Origin of the sequence: Pseudomonas sp. F(2018) (genome assembly GCF_005508865.1) — a bacterium.
In the GTDB taxonomy this organism is placed as follows: domain Bacteria; phylum Pseudomonadota; class Gammaproteobacteria; order Pseudomonadales; family Pseudomonadaceae; genus Aquipseudomonas.
Window position 1 is genome coordinate 84,319 of the sequence record NZ_SCOM01000007.1, and the last position, 19,944, is coordinate 104,262.

The window sequence follows — 19,944 nt, forward strand, 5'->3', positions numbered from 1 at the left end:
GCCGGAACAGACCATCCGTCGCCTTTTTGCGCCCGCTCTTCGGCGCCTGCCAAGCAAAACCCCATGGCCATCGAAAAAAAAACCATACGGCTGCTGATCCTCGAGGATTCGCAGAACGAGGCCGAGCGCCTGGTCAGCCTGTTCCGCAATGCCGGACGAGCCACCCGCGTTCACCGCGTCACTTCCAGCGACAATCTGGCGGAAGCCCTGCAGCAGAGCTGGGATCTGCTGATCAGCGCGCCGACCAGCGACCACATCGACCCCAACGAAGCGATCACCGCCATCCGCCGTCAGGCCAAGGACATTCCGGTGATCCAGCTGGTGGCCGGCAACGAGTCCGACGCCATCACCGAAGCCCTGATGCTCGGCGCCCAGGATGCCCTGCCGCAAGGCGATGACGAACGCCTGATCCTGGTGGCCAACCGCGAACTGGCCAACCTCGAGGAGCGCCGCGCCCGTCGTGCCGCCGAAGTGGCCCTGCGCGAAGCGGAGAAACGCTGTCAGCTGCTGCTGGACAGTTCGGTGGACGCCATCACCTACGTCCACGACGGCATGCACATCTATGCCAACCGTGCCTACCTCAAGCTGTTCGACTACGAAGACGCGGACGAGCTGGAAGGCATGCCGATGATCGACCTGATCGCCGGCGAGGATCAGACCCGCTTCAAGGACTTCCTGAAGAGCTACGCCAGCGGCGAGGGCAGCGCCGAACTCAGCTGCGGCGGGGTCAAGCCCGATGGCCAGCGCTTCGCGGCACGCATGTCGTTCTCTCCGGCCACCTATGACGGCGAACCGTGCATCCAGGTGGTCATCCGCGCCGAAAACGACAATGCCGAACTGGAAGAGAAACTGCGCGAGATCAGCAGCCAGGACCTGGTGACCGGCCTGTTCAACCGCCCGTACTTCCTCGAACTGATGGACGGTGCCGCCCAGCGCGCAGTGACCGAGGGCCAGGTTGCCAGCCTGGCCTACATCCGCATCGACCGCTACAGCGAAATCATCGGCGAAGTCGGTCTGGCCGGCATCGATCTGCTGCTGACCGACCTGGCCAATATGCTGCGCAACCATTTCGGCGAGACCAGCCAGCTGGCGCGTTTCGGCGACGACGTGTTCACCGCCCTGCTACCAGGCACCGCCCCCCAGCAGAGCCAAGAGCAGCTGGCCGGCCTGCTGAAGAAGGCCGAAGGCCATCTGTTCGACATCGCCGGACGCACCGTGCAGACCAGCCTGTCGATCGGCGTCGCCGGCCTCAGCGAGCAGACCAGCAAGGCTCAGGAAGTTGTCGACCGCGCCCATCGCTGTGCCGACGAGATCGAAGCCAACGGCATCAAGATTTACAACCCGGCCGACGAGCTGGCCGCCGCGGCCAGCCGTGGCAGCCTGGTGGCCATGGTGCAGCAGGCGCTGGATAACAACAGCTTCCGCCTGCTGTTCCAGCCGATCATCAGCCTGCGTGGCGACAGCGACGAGCATTACGAGGTGCTGCTGCGACTGCTCAGCCCGCAGGGCGAAGAAGTGCCGGCGGCGGACTTCCTCGCCGCAGCCAAGGACGCCGGCCTGGCCGAGAAGATCGACCGCTGGGTCGTGCTCAACTCGGTCAAGCTGCTGTCCGAGCACCGCAGCAAGGGCCACAACACCCGCCTGTTCGTGCACCTGTCGGCCAACAGCCTGCAGGACCAGACCCTGCTGCCCTGGCTCAGCGTGGCGCTCAAGGCTGCACGGCTGCCGTCAGACTCGCTGGTGTTCCAGATCAGCGAACCGGACGCCGTGGCCTACCTCAAGCAGGCCAAGGCCCTCACCCAGGGCCTGGCCGAGTTGCATTGCAAGGTCGCCCTCGGCCAGTTCGGCTGCGCCATCAATCCGTTCAACACGCTCAAGCACCTCAGCGTGGACTTCGTGAAGGTCGACGGCTCCTTCTCCCAGGATCTGTCCAGCGCGGAGAACCAGGAGGCGCTGAAGACCCTGCTGGCCAGCCTGCATGCCCAGGCCAAGCTGACCATCGTGCCCTGTGTGGAGAGCGCCACCGTGTTGGCGACCCTCTGGCAAGCCGGAGTCAACTACATCCAGGGCCACTACCTGCAGGGCCCGAGCCAGTCGATGGATTACGACTTCTCCGCCGGCGACGAATGATCCCCGCCCCACAAAAAAGCCCCGCAATCGCGGGGCTTTTTCATTGCCGTTCGTTCAGTCCTGACCGTCGCGATCACGGAAACCGAGCAGGTAGAGAATGCCGTCCAGGCCCAGGGTGGAGATCGCCTGCTTGGCCGACTGCTTGACCAGCGGCTTGGCGCGGAAGGCCACACCGAGGCCGGCCAGGCCGAGCATCGGCAGGTCATTGGCACCGTCGCCCACGGCGATGGTCTGCTCCAGGCGCAGGCCTTCCTTCTCGGCCAGCTCGCGCAGCAGATCAGCCTTGCGCTGGGCATCGACGATCGGCTCGATCGCCACGCCGGTGACCTTGCCATCGACGATCTGCAGCTCGTTGGCAAACACATAGTCGATGCCCAGCTTGGCCTGCAGCTGCTTGGCGAAATAGGTGAAGCCGCCCGAGAGGATGGCGGTCTTGTAGCCCAGACGCTTGAGCTCGGCGAACAGCACCTCGGCGCCCTCGGTCAGGCGCAGCGAGGCGCCAATCTCGGCCAGCACGGTTTCCGGCAGGCCCTGCAGCAGCGCCATGCGCTCCTTGAAGCTGGCGCGGAAATCCAGCTCGCCACGCATGGCGCGCTCGGTAATCTCGGACACCTTGTCGCCGACGCCATGAGCCTTGGCCAGCTCGTCGATGACTTCCGCCTCGATCAGCGTGGAATCCATGTCGAACACCGCCAGGCGACGATTGCGGCGGAACACCGAGTCGCGCTGGAAGGCGATATCGACATCGAGCTCCTGGGCCACGCTGAGGAACTCGGCGCGCAGCGCGTCGACATCGGCCGGCTCGCCACGCACGGAGAACTCGATGCAGCCCTTGCCCTGGTCGGCCGGCATGTCCAGCGGCATGCGCCCGGACAGGCGATCGATATGGTCGATGTTCAGGCCGTACTTGGCGGTGATCGAACTGACCCGCTGCAGCTGCTCGGCGGTGACTTTGCGGGTCAGCAGGGTAACGATGTAGCGGGTCTTGCCCTGGCCGCCGACCCACTGCTGATAGTCCGCCTCGGAGACGGGGGTGAAGCGCACCTGCTGGTCCAGCTTGTAGCCGGTGAACAGCACGTCCTTGAGCACCGAGGAGGCCTGCTCGGTATCCGGGATCTCGACCAGGATGCCGAACGACAGGGTGTCGTGGATCACCGCCTGGCCGATATCGAGGATGTTCACCCCGCCCTGCGCCAGCACGCCGGTGATGGCCGCGGTCAGGCCCGGGCGATCTTCCCCGGTGATGTTGATCAGGACGATTTCGCGCAAGGCGCACACTCCAGCTTGCAAATGGGTCAGCGAAAAGGCGCACATTCTAACCCGTTTCGCCCGGCCCATGGCACGGGCGGCGCTTTGCCCGCCTGGGGGTGGTGGTTATACTGCGCGGCAATTCCAGTCGATAAGAGCCGCGCTCTGTGAACCGGCCCGTTCAGGTCAAGCCCGACAATTTCTTCCTGCTGCTGTTCAATGCCCTGCGCCAGCGCCGCGTGCCGCTCGCCCTGCGCATTGCCAGCCACAGCCTGCTGCTGGTCGCCCTGGCCCTGGTGATCTACGCTTGGGTGATGGGTATGCAGTTCAAGCAGGCCATGCAGCAGCAGGCCGACGCTCTCGGCCAGAGCCTGACCGTGCAGACCGCCGCCTCGGCCACCGAACTGCTGGTGTCCAACGACATCCTCAGCCTCAACGTGCTGCTCAGCAACCTGGCGAAGAACCCTCTGGTGGCCCATGCGGCCATCTACAGCGTGGATAACCGCATCCTCGCCGAGGCCGGCTCGCGCCCGACCCAGAGCATCCTCGGCGAAGCCGACGGGCTCTACTCCACGCCCATCACCTTCCAGGAAGTGATCGCCGGCCAGCTGCGCATCAGCCTGGACATGCAGCAGTTCCAGCAGCCGATGACCATCAGCCTGCAGAGCATGGGCCTGCTCAGCCTGATCCTGCTGGCCCTGGCCATGTCGCTGAGCCTGCGCCTCGGCCGGCATATCTCCACGCCGCTGCTGCAGCTGCGCGTGTGGCTGCGCGACCCGGACGACCCGGCCCCCGGCGCCGGCCGCCAGGACGAGATCGGCGACCTCGCCCGCCAGCTGCAGGCCCGTCTGGTACCGGAGAAGCCGGAGCCCGAGCCGCCGCTCGACGAACACGACGAGTACGCCGACCTCGACCTGCATGACGAGCAGGACTTCCACGAGGACGAGCCGCGCGAGCCGGGCTTCGACATGCCGAATCTGCGTGCCGACAGCGACGCCTACCAGGACGACTTCGCCGAGCCGGCGCCACGCCCTGCCCCGATCGTACGCCACGACGAGGACGATCCGTTCGCCGACCTGCGCGATCTGCATCAGGATATCCAAGGCTCGGAGCCCGAGCCGCTGCCACCACCGGTCGCTGCGTTCGAGCCGCAAGAGCAGGTCAGCAGCGCCGTGCTGGCGATCCAGCTGGGCGCCCAGGAGCAGCTGCGTCACCTGCCGCGCGCACGTCTGATGGAGCTGCTGCAGCGCTATCGCGACTGTCTGGAGCAGGCCGCCGCGCTGTACCAGGGCAAGCTGTTCACCCTCAACGATGGCAGCAGCCTGCTGCTGTTCGACAGCACCCAGAGCGGCGAGGACTACCTGACCCACGCCCTGTGCTGCGGCGAGCTGCTGCGCGCCCTTGGGCACGCCCTGCAGATCGAGGTGGCCGACAGCGGCATCACCCTGCAACTGCAGCTGGGCCTGACCCGTAGCGACGAGGAAATCAGCCCGAGCCAGGCCGAGGTGCTGCTCAGCGAGGCGGCCCAGGATGCCCTGGCCCTGGCCCAGCACAGCCGCAACCTGCTGCTGGTGCAGCGCAGCGTCGCCGATGACCCCTTGCTGCGCCAGCGCGCGCGCATCCGCGCCATCGCCAGTCCCGAGGGCGCCAGCTGCGTCGAGCGCCTGCTCGAGCCCTACCCGTCGCTGCTGGAGCGCCAGCTGGCGCGCATGCACGAACACTCGTGACCACCCTGATCAGCCACCCGCTGCCACTGCTGGCACTGGGTGTCGCCCTCGGCCCGCGCATCGTGCCGCCGCGCCTGCTGCTGGCGGGCCTGCTGTTCACCCTGCTGCCGGATGCCGATGTGCTGGCCTTCAAGTTCGGCATCGCCTATGCCGACGCCTTCGGCCATCGGGGCTTCAGCCATTCGTTGCTGTTCGCCGGATTGACCGGGGTGCTCGGCGCCCTGTGCTGCCGACTGCTCGACTGCGGACCGCTCAGGGCTTTCCTGTGGATCACCCTGGCCACCGCCTCGCACAGCCTGCTGGATGCCGCCACCGATGGCGGCCTGGGCGTGGCCTGGCTGTGGCCCTGGAGCGAGCAGCGCTTCTTCCTGCCCTGGCGACCGATCGAGGTCTCGCCCTTCGTGCACGGTTTCTTCAGCCAGCGTGGGCTGGAAGTGCTGATTTCGGAGGCGCGCTGGGTGTGGCTGCCCTGCCTGGCCCTGGCCGCTACCGGTATCGCCCTGCGCGCGCTGCTACGCCCGCGCCAGCAGGCGCTCTAGCCCGCCGAGCAGGCGCGCCAGAGCGCCCTGATTGGCTCGCATCACCGCCAGCCCCGCCGCCGCTCGTTGCTGCGCCTGCGCCGGATCGGCGAACAGCATGCGCAGCGCCGCATGCAGCTGCGCCGCATCCTCCACCTCCAGCAGATCACCGGCGCCACGCAGCTGGGCGGCTATCTCCAGGAAGTTGAACAAATGCGGGCCACTGAGCAGCGGCTTGCCCAGCGCCGCCGGCTCCAGCAGGTTGTGCCCGCCATTGGCGATCAGGCTGCCACCGACGAAGGCCAGATCGGCCAGGGCATAGAGGAACAGCAGCTCGCCCAGGGTATCGCCGAGCAGCACCTGAACCTCGGCGCCCGGCACCTCTTCGGTGGAACGACGCACCGTGGCGAAGCCTTCGCGGCGACACAGCTCGAACACCTGATCGAAACGCTCGGGATGGCGTGGCACCAGGATCAGCAGCGCCTCGGGGTGCTCGCCGAGCAACTGGCGGTGAGCCTGCAGCATTACCTCGTCCTCGCCGGCATGGGTGCTGGCGGCAATCCACGCCGGCCGCCTGGCCGCGCCCCAACGGTCACGCAGCTCGGCGGCGCGCTGCGGCAGTGCGGCATCGACGCTGAGATCGAACTTGATCGAACCGGTCACCTCGACGCACATCGGGCGGGCGCCCAGCTGGCGGAAGCGTTCGGCCTCGACTTCGGTCTGCGCGGCGATCAGATCCAGCTCGCCCAGCATCGGCGCGGTCAGCCCGGCGAAACGCGCATAGCCGCGCGCCGAGCGCTCGGACAGGCGCGCATTGGCCAGCACCACGGGAATGCCGCGCCCATGGCAGGCGTGGATATGGTTGGGCCACAGCTCGGTCTCCATGATCACCGCCAGCTTCGGTTGCAGGCGATCGAGGAAGCGCGCACAGGCCCAGGGCAGGTCATACGGCAGGTAGCAGTGCTGGATGCGCTCGCCGAACAGCGCCTGGATGCGCTCGGAGCCGGTCGGCGTCATGCAGGTGACGGTGATCGGCAACTCGGGGTGGCGCGCCAGCAGCTCGCGGATCAGCGGGGCGGCGGCGATGCTCTCGCCCAGCGACACGGCGTGGATCCAGATGCCGCCGCCCCTGAAGGCCGGCAGGCCGACGGCAGAACGCTCGCCGATGCGCTTGCCGTAGGCCGGCGCGCGCCAGGCGCGCCACAACAAGCGCAGGAAAATGAACGGCAGGGCCAGATGCAGGATCAGGGTATAGAGGGTTCTGTTCATGGGCGCGCAGCTTAGCAAAGGGGCGTGCCACAATGCGCCCCGTCCCCGAGGAGAAGCCCCATGAGCGGTTATCTGTACCTGGCCATCGCCATCGTCGCCGAAGTCATCGCCACCACCGCGCTCAAGGCCGTGGAGGGCTTCAGCAAGCCGCTGCCGCTGATCCTGGTGGTGGTCGGCTATGGCATCGCCTTCTGGATGCTCAGCCTGGTGATGAAGAGCATCCCGGTGGGCGTCACCTACGCCATCTGGTCGGGGCTGGGCATCGTGCTGATCAGCATCGCCGGCCTGGTGATCTACGGCCAGAAACTCGACCTGGCCGCCCTCGCCGGCATCGGCCTGATCATCGCCGGGGTGCTGGTGATCCAGCTGTTCTCCGGCAGCACCGGGCACTGACGGGCGCGGTTATACTGCGCGCCTGTTCCACAGCGAGCCCCGGCATGTCCCACTCCCTCAGCACCGATATCCTGATCGTCGGCGGCGGTATCGCCGGTCTCTGGCTCAATGCCCGCCTGCGCCGGCTCGGCTACTCCACCCTCCTGGTGGAGCGCGCCAGCCTCGGCGGCGGACAGAGCCTGAAGTCCCAGGGCATCATCCATGGCGGCGCCAAGTACGCCCTGCATGGCGCGCTGACCGGCGCCTCGGAAGCCATCGCCGACATGCCACGGCGCTGGCGCGAGGCCGTGGCCGGCCATGGCGAGCTGGATTTGTCCGGTGTGCGTCTGCTGTCCGAGTCGCACTACCTGTGGTCGCCGGGCAGCCTGGCCGGCAACCTGGCCAGCTTCTTCGCCAGCAAGGCGGTGCGCGGCCGGGTCGACCAGGTCAAGGGCGATCAGCTGCCACCGGCGCTGCAGCACCCCAAGTTCAAGGGCAAGGTCTACCGCCTCGCCGAGCTGGTGCTCGACGTGCCCAGCCTGATCACCCGCCTGGCCGAGCTGGCCGGCGACAGCCTGCTGGCCGCGCGCGAGATCGCACCGCTGCGCGAGAACGGGGAGCTGGCCGGCCTGCAGGTCGACGGCTGCGAGATCCGCGCCCAGCGCATCGTGCTCAGCGCCGGCTCCGGCAATGCCGAGCTGCTCGCCAGCCTTGGCCTGGAGCAACCCAGGCAGCAGCTGCGTCCGCTGCATATGGTGCTGGTCAAGGGCCCGAGCCTGAAGCCGCTGTACGCCCACTGCCTGGGCGGCGGGCCGAAGCCGCGCATCACCGTGACCAGCCACCCGGCCGCCGACGGCCAGTGGGTCTGGTACCTCGGCGGCGACATCGCCGAGGCCGACGGCGTGGCCCGCGACGAGGCTGCGCAGATTCGCACCGCACAGAAGGAACTGGGCGATCTGCTGCCCTGGATCGACCTGTCCAGCGCCCGCTGGGCGACCCTGCGCGTCGACCGCGCCGAGCCGGCGCAATCCGGCCTGGTACGCCCGGACAACGCCTTCCTCGCCGAGCAGGGCCGCCTGCTGGTGGGCTGGCCGACCAAGCTCGCGCTGTCGCCGGACTTCAGCGACCGGGTCGTCGCGGCCCTGCGGCGTGACGGCATCCAGCCCGCGGCCGGCGAGCCGCTGCCCGAGCTGCCACGCCCGCCACTGGCCCGGCCTGTGTGGGAGGAGCTGCTGCCATGAGCCTGCACGACCTGCATCGCCCGCTGGGCGACAGCGGCCTAATCGTCTCGCCGCTGGGCCTGGGCACCGTCAAGCTGGGCCGCGACCAAGGCGTGAAGTACCCCAACGGCTTCACCATTCCCGATGATGCCGCCGCCCGCGCCCTGCTCGACCAGGCGCGTGGCCTGGGCATCAACCTGATCGACACGGCGCCGGCCTACGGTGTCAGCGAGGAGCGCCTCGGCCCGCTGCTGCGTGGCCAGCGCGAGGACTGGGTGATCGTCAGCAAGGTCGGCGAGGAATTCGTCGGCGGCCAGTCCAGCTTCGACTTCTCGCCGCGCCACGCGCGCTATTCCCTGGAGCGCAGCCTCAAACGCCTGGACACCGACCGCATCGACCTGCTGCTGGTCCACTCGGACGGCAACGATGTCGCCATCCTGCGCGACAGCGGTGTGTACGAGACGTTGGCCGAGCTCAAGCGCGAGGGCAAGATCCGCGCCTTCGGGCTGTCCGGCAAGACCGTGGACGGCGGCCTGCTGGCCCTGCAGCAGGGCGACTGCGCCATGGTCACCTATAACCTGGCCGAACAGGGCGAACGCGCCGTGCTCGACCATGCCGCCAGCCACCACAAGGGCATCCTGGTCAAGAAGGCCCTGGCCAGCGGACATGCGGTACTCGCCGGCGAAGACCCGGTGCGCGCCAGCTTCGAGCTGGTCTTCGGCCACCCTGGCGTCACCGCCGCCATCGTCGGCACCATCAACCCGCAACATCTGGCGGCAAACGCGGCCACCGCCGCCGCGGTGATCCGCGGCTAAACTGCAAGGCTCCGGGCGCGGTCTGAACTTCCGTACGCCCCATCCATCCGCCGCAGCCGCACAGGCTGCCGACTGAGGAGCCGATATGTCGAGACTGCTGGCCCGCAAAGCCCCCGGTCATTTCAAGACACTGCCGCTGTATGTCGAGGCCAGCGCGGACGCGCTCAGCTACCGGGGCCTCGGCCTGCCGCTGAACTTCGCCCAGATGCTCGAACGGCGTCGCCCCGTGCAGGTCGCGGACAGCCAGTGCTTCGCCCTGGAGCTGGCCAATCTCGGCGTCTCGGTACGCCTGACCCTGGCCTGGCAGGGCCGCGACTACTGGCTGCTAGTGCGCCAGCAGCGCCCGGATCGCGGCGACGTGGTGCTCAAGCTGATCTCCGGCTACGTGCCGGCCCACGAACTGAACCTGCCGCTGCTCACCGCCATCCAGGAAGTCGCCGAGGAATGCCTGCTCGAAAACGATGGCACCTGGCTAGCCGGCCGCTACGCCGACACCTGGCTGCCGACGCCCTACCAGGGCGCGTTGCGCTACCGCGAGAGCGATCATTTCCGTCTCAGCCCGCTGTCCGGCGCCGCACGCCCGGTGCAATGCGGCAACCTGATGCTGATGGAGCGCCCGCGGGCCTATGTGCACCTGCCCACCGCCTCGCTGCAGCTGGTCTACGACCTGCGCCTGGAGCTGCCGAAGGACTGCCGCCAGCCCAGCCTGTTCCACGTCGATGAGCGCATGGAGGGTGAGGAACTGGTGGCGCGCCTGGAGCGCCGCCGTCCGGATATCTACCTGCTGCCGCTGCAACAGGGCAAACCCGGCGCCGAGCTGTTCACTCTGCGCAAGGGCACACTGCTGCCGACCAGCACGCGCGGCATCTGGCTTTCGGAGAGCTTCGCCGCCCAGGACGGCTGGCTGGTGCGCGAGGAGCGCATCCGCTGGAAGGACTGGCAGGCGCGCCTGAGCCAGGCGGAGAAGGAACCCGGCCGCCTGGCCGGGTAAAGAGAATGCGGCCACCGACGGTGGCCGCGACTGTCACTTGCTGCGGATCTTCTCGACGATGGCGGTGGTCGAGCTGTTCTCCACCAGCCCCAGCACCCGCACCTCGCCGCCATAGGCGCGCACGATATCGGCGCCGACCACTTGGTCGATGCCGTAGTCGCCGCCCTTCACCAGCACATCCGGCTGTACCGCGCGCAGCAGGTTCTCCGGGGTGTCTTCGCTGAAGCTCACCACCCAGTCCACCGCACCGAGGCCGGCGAGCACCGCCATGCGCCGGTCCACCGAGTTGATCGGCCGGCCGGGGCCCTTCAGGCGCGATACCGAGGCGTCGTCGTTGACCGCCAGCACCAGGCGATCGCCCTGGGCGCGGGCCTGCTCCAGGTAGGTCACGTGACCGGCGTGCAGGATGTCGAAGCAGCCGTTGGTGAAGACGATCCTCTCGCCATGGGCGCGGGCATCCTCGATGGCCACCAGCAGTTGCTCCAGGCCCAGCACGCCGCGCTCGGAGCCCTGCTCGCGCTGCACCGCGCGACGCAGTTCCGGGGCGCTGATGGCGGCGGTGCCCAATTTGCCGACCACGATACCCGCAGCCAGGTTGGCCAGGGCCACGGCCTGCGGCAGGTCCTCACCGGCGGCGATGGAGGCCGCCAGGGTGGAGATCACCGTGTCGCCGGCGCCGGTCACGTCGAACACCTCGCGGGCACGGGCCGGCAGGTGCAGCGGCGCGTGGTCCGGGCGCAGCAGGGTCATGCCATGCTCGCCACGGGTCACCAGCAGCGCCCCCAGCTCCAGCTCGCGCATCAGCTTGGCGCCCTTGGCCACCAGCTCGGCCTCGTCGGCGCAGTGGCCGACGATGGTCTCGAACTCGTTGAGGTTGGGTGTGATCAGGCTGGCGCCGCGGTAGATGGAGAAATCCTTGCCCTTGGGGTCGGCCAGCACGGCGATGCCGCGGGCGCGGGCCAGCTGGATCAGCGCCTGATGGTTCTGCAACGCACCCTTGCCGTAATCGGACAGCACCAGCACCTTGACCCCGACGAGCAGCCCGTCGACATCCTTGGCCAGGGCGGCGGCATCGGTGCGGAAGGGTTCCTCGAAGTCCATGCGCAGCAGTTGCTGGTGACGGCTCATGACACGCAGCTTGACGATGGTCGGCTGGTCGTCGATACGTTGGAAGTGCGCCCGTACGCCGGCGGCGTTGAGGCTATCGGCAAGGCTGTTGGCGGCCTCATCCTCACCGGTCACGCCGACCAGCAGCGCGGGCGCACCGAGGGCGGCGATGTTCAGCGCGACGTTTGCCGCGCCGCCCGGACGATCCTCGATCTGCTCGACTTTGACCACCGGCACCGGCGCTTCCGGCGAGATGCGCGACGTACCGCCATGCCAGTAACGGTCGAGCATGACATCGCCCACCACCAGAACGGGGGCTTGATCGTAACGGGGCATGGACAGCTTCATGGACACAGAACTCTCGACGGGGAGCGACAAAATCGCCGCGGATCATAGCATGCGGGGCCCGCCGGCTGGCCGCCGCCCGCCCGGACAGCAGCTAGCCGAAACGGCAATACCGATCATCGGTGCCGTCCACAAGCGGGACGGCACGGGTTATACGGGCTCCTGCTCCAGCGGCTGCTCGCCGCCATCTTCGAACTGCTTGGCATGCAGGCGGGCGTAGTAGCCGTTTTGCGCCAGCAACTCGGCGTGACTGCCGCGCTCGACGATCTCGCCCTGGTCCATCACCAGGATCAGGTCGGCCTTCTCGATGGTGGTCAGGCGATGGGCGATCACCAGCGTGGTACGGCCCTTCATCACCTGATCCAGGGCAGCCTGGATATGGCGCTCGGACTCGGTATCCAGCGCCGAGGTGGCCTCGTCGAGAATCAGCAGCGGAGCGTTCTTCAACAGCGCGCGGGCGATGGCCAGGCGCTGACGCTGGCCGCCGGAGAGCAGCACGCCGTTCTCGCCGACCAGGGTATCGAAGCCCTGTGGCAGTTTGTCGATGAACTCGGCTGCGTAGGCCGCTTCGGATGCCTGGCGCACCTGCTCGAGCGGCGCACCTGCCAGGTCGCCATAGGCGATGTTGTTGGTCACACTGTCGTTGAACAGGGTGACGTGCTGGGTGACCAGGGCGATGTGCTGGCGCAGGTTGCGCAGGCGATATTCCTCGACATCCAGACCATCGATCAGAATCTGCCCCTGCTCATGGTGATAGAAGCGCGGGATCAGGCTGGCAAGGGTCGACTTGCCGCTGCCGGAGCGACCGACCAGGGCAATCATCTGGCCCGGCTCGGCGACGAAGGAGATGTCGCGCAGCACCGGCTTTTCCGCACCCGGATACTGGAAGCTCAGATTGCGTACTTCCAGGCGGCCGCTGACCCGCTCGCGCTCCTGAGTGCCGTGATCGACCTCGGGCTCCTCGTCGAGCTGCTCGAAGATGCTCTCGGCGCCTGCCACACCCTTCTGAATGGTGGAGCTGACTTCCGATAACTGGCGAATTGGCTTGGGTAGCAAAGCCGCCAGACCGACATAAGCCACAAGATCACCTGCTGAGGCATCTCCACGGAGATACAGAACGAAGAACATCAGAACAGCCATGGCACTGTAGATCACCAACTGCAGCGTCGGCGTATAAACCGCAGAGGTCCTGGTCATACCTAGCTGCTTGCGAGCGTTGTTCCGGCTGGCCTCGAAGAAACGAGCCTGCTCGTATGCCTCCCCGCCGAAGCTACGTACGACGCGGTAACCCTGGATCGTTTCAGAGGCGACGTGAGTGACATCGCCCATGGCCACCTGGATCTTCTTGCTTTGCTTGCGGAACTTGCGGCTGGCACTGGTCACCATCACACCAATAACTGGCAGGATGGCCAGCATGACTAGCGTCAGCTTCCAATTCATCAGGAGCATGCTGGCAAAAACAAATACCACCGTCATGCCCTCTCGAATCACCACCTTGATAGCGTCGGTGGCGGCACCGGTGACCATGGTCACGTTGTAGGTGATGCGCGAAATCAGGTGGCCCGAATTGTGGTTATCGAAATACCGATTGGGCAGGGTAAGCAGGTTGTCAAATAACGCCACACGCAGGTCATGCACCAGGCCTAGGGATACCCTCGCGATGAAATAGTTGCCGAGAAACGAACCGATCCCCTGAATCAGTGCGATGACCACGATCAACAGTGGCACGGCATGCAACAAATTCAGCTCTACGAGAAAGCGCCAGTCGGAGAGGTAGGGAACACTGGCGAAGAGACTGGCATCAGGATTGGACAAGCCATCAACGAAATATTTGAGAACGTAGACCTGCATCGGTTGAGTGAGTGCAAAAATCACAAAGCCCAGGATGCTGATAGCGAACAAACCTGAGTAGGGCATTACGTATTTCAGCAGTCGCAGATAAACCTTCAGACTGGATTGCTGGGTAGAATTGGCCATTCGGCGGGCCCCATACGACTGACTAGAGATAAAGATGCGGATTGTAACAGCGAACTTGCTTCAGGACTGGCTAGCGCAGGGAGACGTCCTGGAAAAGGATAGCCGTGGACCTAAGGTGGTCAGCCTGCCCAATGGAACGCTGCTCAAGATATTCCGCAGTCGGCGTCCTTTGCTGGCGCAACTGCGTCCCGAGGCACGGCGTTTCGCCGATCATGCAGAGCGCTTGCAGAAACTTGGCATTCGCACCCCACTGATCAACGACTGCTTCTGGCTGGATCGCCGTCAGGCAGTCAGCGCTTGCCTTTATGCGCCACTGCCAGGCACCTCTCTGGATCACCTGTTCTTTAAGCAACCCGAGATGTTCACTGCGCTCCTTCCTCGACTGGCAGCCTATATCCACCAGCTCCACCAGAGTGGTATCTACTTCCGCTCGCTGCACCTAGGAAACATCCTGCTAACGCCAGATGACGACTTCGGACTGATCGACTTCCTCGACATTCGCTTCAAAAAACGACCACTCAGCCGGATGCTTATCAAGCGCAATTTCCGGCATCTACAAAACTACCTGCAACGTCGGAAGATCCAGAATTTCCCCTGGAGCGAGCTGACAGACCAGTATGATCGGCTGAGCTAGGAGCGCGGTTCGCTTGCGAACTTGCGCTCAGTGGCAACCAACGTCGAGAAATACAGCAGAAGTAGCGGCACCCAGAAGGCAAACCATTCCACCCCGGGGCGGCTCAGCACCATCCGGCCGTTGGTCAACAAGCAGATCGCACCATAAATTAGCCACAGCAGGAAGAAGAGCCCCGACGGCTGGCTAAACGCGCGCCGCAGCAACAGGCCTAGCATAAGCAGAAATAGACCGCCGCCTACGAGGCCACCCTGTCGAAATACTTCGAACAAGAAGGAATGAGAGTGGGTCAATAACTGGCCGTTATCAATCAAGATGCGCGCCTCGTGATCGAACCCAGCCCCCAACAACCAGCTTTCGCGGAATTGCGCCATCGCCTGCAGCCAGATGTCGAGTCGGTAGTTGGGCGCAGCTGCCCGCTCTGCCACAACACTTCCGAGGGATGAAAACAGCAGCGTTGAGGCTGCCAAAAATCCTCCCACACTGACCAGCACGATATCTGTGCGGCTACGCCGGATCAGGGACAGCAGCAGAAGGGTCAAGCACAGTGCAGCGATGGGCCCGCGACTCTTGGTGAAGAACATCAGTCCAAGACACAGCACCATCAACGTTATTAGCACCAGCTGTAGCTGCCAGCGCTGCCGCGCAATCAGCCACCACGCCGCAAGAACTGGTAGCCCGAAAATTACCGCAGTGGTAATAGGATTGCTTCCACCCCAGCCAACCATCGCCCGAAGCGTGAAGCGCTCCGTCAGCAAACGGGCTATCGAGACATCACCTAGTGCGATTGCAATCCAGTAGACCACAGCCGCAAAACCGCCGACGACAACAATGAAGCTCGCTATGAAATCGACAGAGAAGCGCCTAACGGAAGCCTCTGCGGCCAACCCCAGGCAAATTATGTAGAGGGTGAATCGCAGGCCGTCGGACATCGAACCATCGCCGCCCGACCACAAAGCACTGACTGAGAAGAATGTAAAAAACATTAGCAACGATGCCATGGTCCATGGCTCGGCGCGAGACAAGTCCTTGATTCTCACCAGCAGAGCCAGCGAGGGCAGTGCGGCCAAGAGGTAAAAAATCGTTTTTTGTTTGCTTCCATCAAGGAAGAACATGCTGCCTAAGTAAGCCAGAAAGCCAAAAGGTATCCAGGCATGCACCGCCGCCAGAACTATCGATGCGCGCCGCCGCAAAGACTCCATGAACCCCATACCCCTCAAAAAAACACCGTGAGCCTCAGTGCTCACTGATTGTCGCTTGTAGTATCGAGCGCTCTATGTCGCCCGGAAATTCTGCGTCGTGCGCCAACGCCTCAATGACGCTGGCTGTTCTATCCAACCCCTGAAAACCACCGGCCAAGTGAAAAGCGGCGAAGCTCTCAGCGATCTGAGTATGTAATTGATAATCCTGCTCGATGGCGTACACGCGCTGCCTTAACACCTCGACATCTGCTGATGATTCCCCAAAGAACTTTGTCTGATCGAAAATATCCGCTTCCGGCGGTGCGCCGACACAGACAACAGGTCGCCGCGCCAGACCTGCCTCGACTATCGCGTTCGACATGAAGTTGATGACCAGCGACGATTCCGCGAGCGCCTGCTCCAGCGGGGTATTCAGGGGCATCACTGATAGGTTTGGCGCGCTGAGCGCGATCTCACGCCAGAGAGCCGCCTTGCTACGCGGATGACTCTTCACCAACACCCTGTAGTCAGGCGTGCTGGCAGCCCACGCACCCACTGTACGGTATGCCTCCTGATACGCCCGCTCCTTCTCTTTATCAGGACCTACGCCTAACACCAGTGCAGTCTTCCAAGCGGGCAACGCTTGGGGAATATCGAACGCACTGCTGATCATGTGCGATCCACCGAGGACTAGTGTGGAACTGCCGAAGATCAGGTCTCTGCTACGCAGAGCTTGTTCAGAACTCTTACCAAACAACAGGTAGTAGTCGTAGTCGTTCATCCCCAGGCGCCGCGAGCCTTCACCGGTGGTGGCGTGGGCCAGGTGCACGAGCACGCTCTGCCTGGCGTTCAGGGCCAGACGCAGGAAGGGGGAATACAGGCTGCCGTTGCGATCGTTGAGCAACACCCGTGGCTGATAGTGCTCCACCAGCCACTGGGCATGCGCGGCGATACCGAAGTAGCGGGTCGGTACCGGGAATGGCGGGCGCTTGAGCTGACGTTCGCGCAGGAGAACCTTGGGCTCCTGCAGCGCGGTCTCGATCAGGCGATGGCCGCGCGCGCGCAACGCCTCGATCAGCAGCTTCTTGCGCTGCAGCTTGATCACCTTGGGCGACGACTGCAGCAACAGAAGATCGCAGGGTTCTACGGGCCCCGCCTCGGCCAGCCGCGACTTCGCCCGCACGCCGAACCACCAGTCGCTCAGCGCCTCGCGGGCGAAGCGCAGGGCGCTGCCAGCCAGACCATGACGCTCGCGCAGCAGCAGCCAGCGATAGCGATCCAGGGCTCTGGCCTTGGCGGCCCAGGGGTTGGCGACGGCATCCTGCGTCATGGCGTCCTCAGTTCAGCTCGGCAAGTAGCGGCAATGCCCAGAAGCGCTGGCGCACCGCCTGGTCGGAGAAGCACTGCTGCAGCCGCACCAGCATTTCCTGGCGCAGGGTCTGCAGATCCTGGACTTGGGCCTGGCGCACCAGTGCCTCCGCCAGATCGGCCGGCGCACCGAGCGGGAACAGTCCACCCACCCCCTCGATGACCTCGCGACCACCGCCGCAGTCGGTGCCGATCACCGGCACCCCGGCGGCCATGGCTTCCAGCAGGACCATGCCGAACGGCTCGTGGTCGGAGCTCAGGGCGAAGACATCGAAGGCCCGGAAATAGCGGCGCCCATTGGCCACCTGGCCGAGGAAGCGCACGGACTCGGCAACGCCCAGCTCCGCGGCGAGCGCCTTCAACGATGCCTCCAGCCTGCCGCTGCCCATGATCGCCAGCAGGCTGCCGCGCGGCAGCCGCGGCAGGGCCTGGGCGAAGCCGCGGATCAGGGTGGACTGGTCCTTGTCCGGATGCAGGCGCCCCACATTGCCGACCACCCAGGCATCCGCCGACAGGCCAAGATGCTCGCGGGCGGCCTCGCGGGACACCAGCCCGGCACGGGTGGCGTCGACGTCAATGCGGTTGTACAGCGTCTCGATGCGCTCGGCCGGCCAGTTGCCCAGGTGCGCGCGCATCTGGTCGCGTACCGCGTTGGACACGCCGAGCAGGAGCAGGCGGTGGCGGAAGCGATTGACGAACAGTCGGCGACTGAGCCGGCCATAGACGCCAAAGGCGTGGTGCACGCCGATCACCGGCAGCGCGGTGGCCAGCAGCGCCACGTAGATGGGCTTGAAGCGATGGGCGATGCACAGCTTGAAGTCACGCGAGGCCGCGATGCGCCGCAACTCGCGAATGGCCGCGAGCTTGAGGCCGCGCACCTGACGACTGGAGAAGTCGAGAAAGATCACCTCGTCGGAGGCGGAGCCCTGCTCCACCTCGCGGCTCGGCGCACCGGTCAGGTAGACGGTGCAGACCTTGTACGGCGTACCGGCAAACAGCGCGGCGTACTGCCGCGCGCAATCGAGGAAGGGGCCGTCATAACCATGGCAGAACTGCAGAACCCACTGCTCTGGCTGGCTGCGCGTCGGCTGGGCGTCGTTGAGCGCCGCCTCGGAAGCAGCTTGCTGCTGACGCACTTCAGTGCGGCCCCGAAGGGGCGAGCTCTGCGAGCCATGCTCATTTACCACAGTAAACTCCGCTTCCTCGGCGTCCCTCGCCTAGCCCAGCGCTAACTCGCTCAGCCACGCGAAGGCCAGCGACCTCAGATGCTGTCATACCAGTCCTTGCCATCCTTGACCACCAGGATGTCCTGCATGATCAGGTACTGCAGGTCGGATCCGTAGAACATGTTCAGCGCGTCGGTCGGCGAGCAGATCATCGGCTCGCCACGACGGTTGAGCGAGGTATTCAGCGACACGCCGTTGCCCGTGAGCTTCTCCAGTTCCAGCATCAGGTCGTACCAGCGCGGGTTGTACTGGCGCTCCAGCACCTGGGCGCGCGAGGTACCGTCCTCGTGCACCACCTCGCCGACGCGGTTCTTCCACTCGTCGTTGACCTCGAAGGTGAAGGTCATGAACGGGCTCGGATGGTCGACCTTGAGCATCTGCGCGGCAACGGTGTCGAGCATCGACGGGCAGAAGGGTCTCCAGCGCTCGCGGAACTTGATCTGTTCGTTGATCCGGTCGGCCACGCCCGGCACGCTCGGGCAGCCGATGATCGAACGGCCGCCGAGGGCGCGCGGACCGAATTCCATGCGGCCCTGGAACCAGGCCACCGGGTTGGCGTCGACCATGATCTTGGCGATGCGCTGTTCGACGTTGTCGATCTGCTTGAACACCGGCTTGTTCGGATGGCGGGCGCAGGCGGCGATCACGTCCTCGTTGGAGTAGGACGGGCCGAGGTAGACGTGCTCCATCTTCTCCACCGGCACGCCGCGCTGGTGCGAGACGTAGGCGGCGGCGCCCACCGAGGTGCCGGCGTCGCCGGAGGCCGGCTGCACGAACAGCTCCTTCACGTCGTCGCGGGCGATGATTTTCTGGTTCAGCTTGACGTTCAGCGCGCAGCCACCGGCGAAGGCGATCTTGCCGGTTTCCTTGAGGATGTCGCCGAGGTAGTACTCCATCATCTCCAGCGCCAGCTTCTCGAACAGCGCCTGCATGCTGGCGGCGTAGTGGATGTACGGATCGTCGGCGATGTCGCCCTGACGCTTCGGCCCCAGCCACTCGATCAGCTTGGGCGAGAAGTAGTAGCCCTTGCCGTTTTCCTTGTAGCGACGGAAGCCGATGACGTTGGCGTAATCGGTGTTGATGGTCAGCTCGCCATTCTCGAACTTGGCCAGGCGCGAGAAGTCGTACTTGGCCGCGTCGCCGTAGGGCGCCATGCCCATCACCTTGAACTCGCCGTCGAGCATCTCGAAGCCGAGGAATTCGGTGATTGCGCCGTACAGGCCGCCGAGCGAATCAGGATCGTAGAATTCCTTGATCTTGTGGATCTTGCCGTTCTCGCCGTAGCCGAAGAAGGTGGTGGCGTACTCACCCTTGCCGTCGATGCCGAGGATCGCGGTCTTTTCCTTGAAGCCCGAGCAATGGTAGGCGCTGGCGGCGTGGGCCAGGTGATGCTCGACCGGCTCGATCTTGACCTTCTTCAGGTCGAAGCCCAGCTGCTCCAGGCACCACTGAATCTTCTTGTGGTAGCGCTTGTAGCGGCGGTTGCCCATCAGGATCGCGTCGAGCGAGCGGTCCGGCGCGTACCAGTAGCGCTTGGCGTAGTGCCAGCGGGCCTTGCCGAACAAACTGATGGGGGCGAAGGGAATGGCCACCACGTCGACGTCGGCAGGCTTGATCCCGGCCTGTTCCAGGCAGAACTTGGCGGACTCGTAGGGCATGCGATTCTTCGCATGCTTGTCGCGCACGAAGCGCTCTTCCTCGACCGCCGCGATCAACTTGCCGTCGATGTACAGAGCGGCGGACGGGTCATGGCTGAGCGCGCCGGACAGGCCGAGAATGGTCAATGCCACGGGAAAGCCTCTTGCAGCTGCGGGCGGAC

Annotated in this window: 16 protein-coding genes; 8 read left to right on the top strand and 8 right to left on the bottom strand. The window is 65.2% G+C overall.

What is annotated here, in order from left to right:
- Window positions 1-63 precede the first annotated feature (63 nt).
- Window positions 64-2,130, top strand: a complete 2,067-nt coding sequence (locus FFS62_RS22470; protein WP_137975090.1) for an EAL domain-containing protein — start codon at window positions 64-66, stop codon at window positions 2,128-2,130.
- A gap of 54 nt (window positions 2,131-2,184) precedes the next feature.
- Here the strand turns inward: FFS62_RS22470 and serB are convergent, their stop codons facing one another.
- Complete coding sequence (gene serB, locus FFS62_RS22475; RefSeq protein ID WP_137975091.1) at window positions 2,185-3,399, bottom strand: phosphoserine phosphatase SerB; 1,215 nt, start codon at window positions 3,397-3,399, stop codon at window positions 2,185-2,187.
- A 146-nt stretch (window positions 3,400-3,545) separates the two neighbouring features.
- Here serB and FFS62_RS22480 point away from each other — a divergent pair, with 146 nt between their 5' ends.
- Both FFS62_RS22480 and FFS62_RS22485 read left to right on the top strand, forming a co-directional pair.
- Window positions 3,546-5,105, top strand: coding sequence for a histidine kinase (locus FFS62_RS22480; protein WP_137975092.1), 1,560 nt, complete (start codon window positions 3,546-3,548; stop codon window positions 5,103-5,105).
- Complete coding sequence (locus tag FFS62_RS22485; protein ID WP_137975093.1) at window positions 5,102-5,644, top strand: metal-dependent hydrolase; 543 nt, start codon at window positions 5,102-5,104, stop codon at window positions 5,642-5,644. Before FFS62_RS22480 ends, FFS62_RS22485 begins: the two co-directional genes overlap by 4 nt.
- Here FFS62_RS22485 and waaA read toward each other — a convergent pair.
- Window positions 5,618-6,892, bottom strand: coding sequence for a lipid IV(A) 3-deoxy-D-manno-octulosonic acid transferase (gene waaA / locus FFS62_RS22490; RefSeq protein WP_137975094.1), 1,275 nt, complete (start codon window positions 6,890-6,892; stop codon window positions 5,618-5,620). The two genes, FFS62_RS22485 and waaA, sit on opposite strands and share 27 nt — an antisense overlap.
- A gap of 60 nt (window positions 6,893-6,952) precedes the next feature.
- Between waaA and FFS62_RS22495 the strand changes: the two genes are divergently transcribed.
- The 4 genes from FFS62_RS22495 to FFS62_RS22510 all read left to right on the top strand — a co-directional run bounded on the left by FFS62_RS22495 (window position 6,953) and on the right by FFS62_RS22510 (window position 10,290).
- On the top strand, window positions 6,953-7,285 hold the full coding sequence (locus FFS62_RS22495) for a multidrug efflux SMR transporter (RefSeq protein WP_137975095.1): 333 nt from the start codon (window positions 6,953-6,955) through the stop codon (window positions 7,283-7,285).
- Window positions 7,286-7,329: 44 nt separating this feature from the next.
- Window positions 7,330-8,505, top strand: coding sequence for an FAD-binding oxidoreductase (locus tag FFS62_RS22500; RefSeq protein WP_137975096.1), 1,176 nt, complete (start codon window positions 7,330-7,332; stop codon window positions 8,503-8,505).
- Window positions 8,502-9,299, top strand: a complete 798-nt coding sequence (locus tag FFS62_RS22505; protein ID WP_137975097.1) for an aldo/keto reductase — start codon at window positions 8,502-8,504, stop codon at window positions 9,297-9,299. The genes FFS62_RS22500 and FFS62_RS22505 overlap by 4 nt, the downstream gene beginning before the upstream one ends.
- Before the next feature lie 85 nt (window positions 9,300-9,384).
- A complete protein-coding gene (locus tag FFS62_RS22510) occupies window positions 9,385-10,290 on the top strand; it encodes a metal ABC transporter ATPase (protein ID WP_137975098.1) in 906 nt (301 codons plus the stop codon).
- A gap of 33 nt (window positions 10,291-10,323) precedes the next feature.
- On the opposite strand, the gene hldE is transcribed toward FFS62_RS22510, so the two are convergent.
- Both hldE and msbA read right to left on the bottom strand, forming a co-directional pair.
- Complete coding sequence (gene hldE, locus FFS62_RS22515; protein WP_137975099.1) at window positions 10,324-11,745, bottom strand: bifunctional D-glycero-beta-D-manno-heptose-7-phosphate kinase/D-glycero-beta-D-manno-heptose 1-phosphate adenylyltransferase HldE; 1,422 nt, start codon at window positions 11,743-11,745, stop codon at window positions 10,324-10,326.
- Between the two features lie 147 nt (window positions 11,746-11,892).
- Window positions 11,893-13,719: a lipid A export permease/ATP-binding protein MsbA gene (gene msbA / locus FFS62_RS22520; RefSeq protein ID WP_137975100.1), complete on the bottom strand. Its 1,827-nt coding sequence runs from the start codon at window positions 13,717-13,719 to the stop codon at window positions 11,893-11,895.
- A 34-nt stretch (window positions 13,720-13,753) separates the two neighbouring features.
- On the opposite strand from msbA, the gene FFS62_RS22525 reads away from it, so the two are divergent.
- Window positions 13,754-14,353 carry a lipopolysaccharide kinase InaA family protein gene (locus FFS62_RS22525; protein ID WP_137975101.1) on the top strand — a complete coding sequence of 200 codons (600 nt, stop codon included), beginning with the start codon at window positions 13,754-13,756 and terminating at the stop codon, window positions 14,351-14,353.
- On the opposite strand, the gene FFS62_RS22530 is transcribed toward FFS62_RS22525, so the two are convergent.
- The 4 genes from FFS62_RS22530 to FFS62_RS22545 form a co-directional block, all read right to left on the bottom strand.
- Window positions 14,350-15,552: an O-antigen ligase family protein gene (locus FFS62_RS22530; RefSeq protein WP_171016392.1), complete on the bottom strand. Its 1,203-nt coding sequence runs from the start codon at window positions 15,550-15,552 to the stop codon at window positions 14,350-14,352. The two genes, FFS62_RS22525 and FFS62_RS22530, sit on opposite strands and share 4 nt — an antisense overlap.
- Window positions 15,553-15,586: 34 nt before the next feature.
- Window positions 15,587-16,861, bottom strand: coding sequence for a capsule biosynthesis protein (locus FFS62_RS22535; RefSeq protein ID WP_256662351.1), 1,275 nt, complete (start codon window positions 16,859-16,861; stop codon window positions 15,587-15,589).
- Between the two features lie 7 nt (window positions 16,862-16,868).
- The gene (locus tag FFS62_RS22540) at window positions 16,869-18,035 is read right to left on the bottom strand and encodes a glycosyltransferase (RefSeq protein ID WP_137975103.1); all 1,167 of its coding nucleotides are present in this window, start codon (window positions 18,033-18,035) and stop codon (window positions 16,869-16,871) included.
- Between the two features lie 125 nt (window positions 18,036-18,160).
- Complete coding sequence (locus tag FFS62_RS22545) at window positions 18,161-19,915, bottom strand: carbamoyltransferase (RefSeq protein WP_137975104.1); 1,755 nt, start codon at window positions 19,913-19,915, stop codon at window positions 18,161-18,163.
- Window positions 19,916-19,944 lie beyond the last annotated feature (29 nt).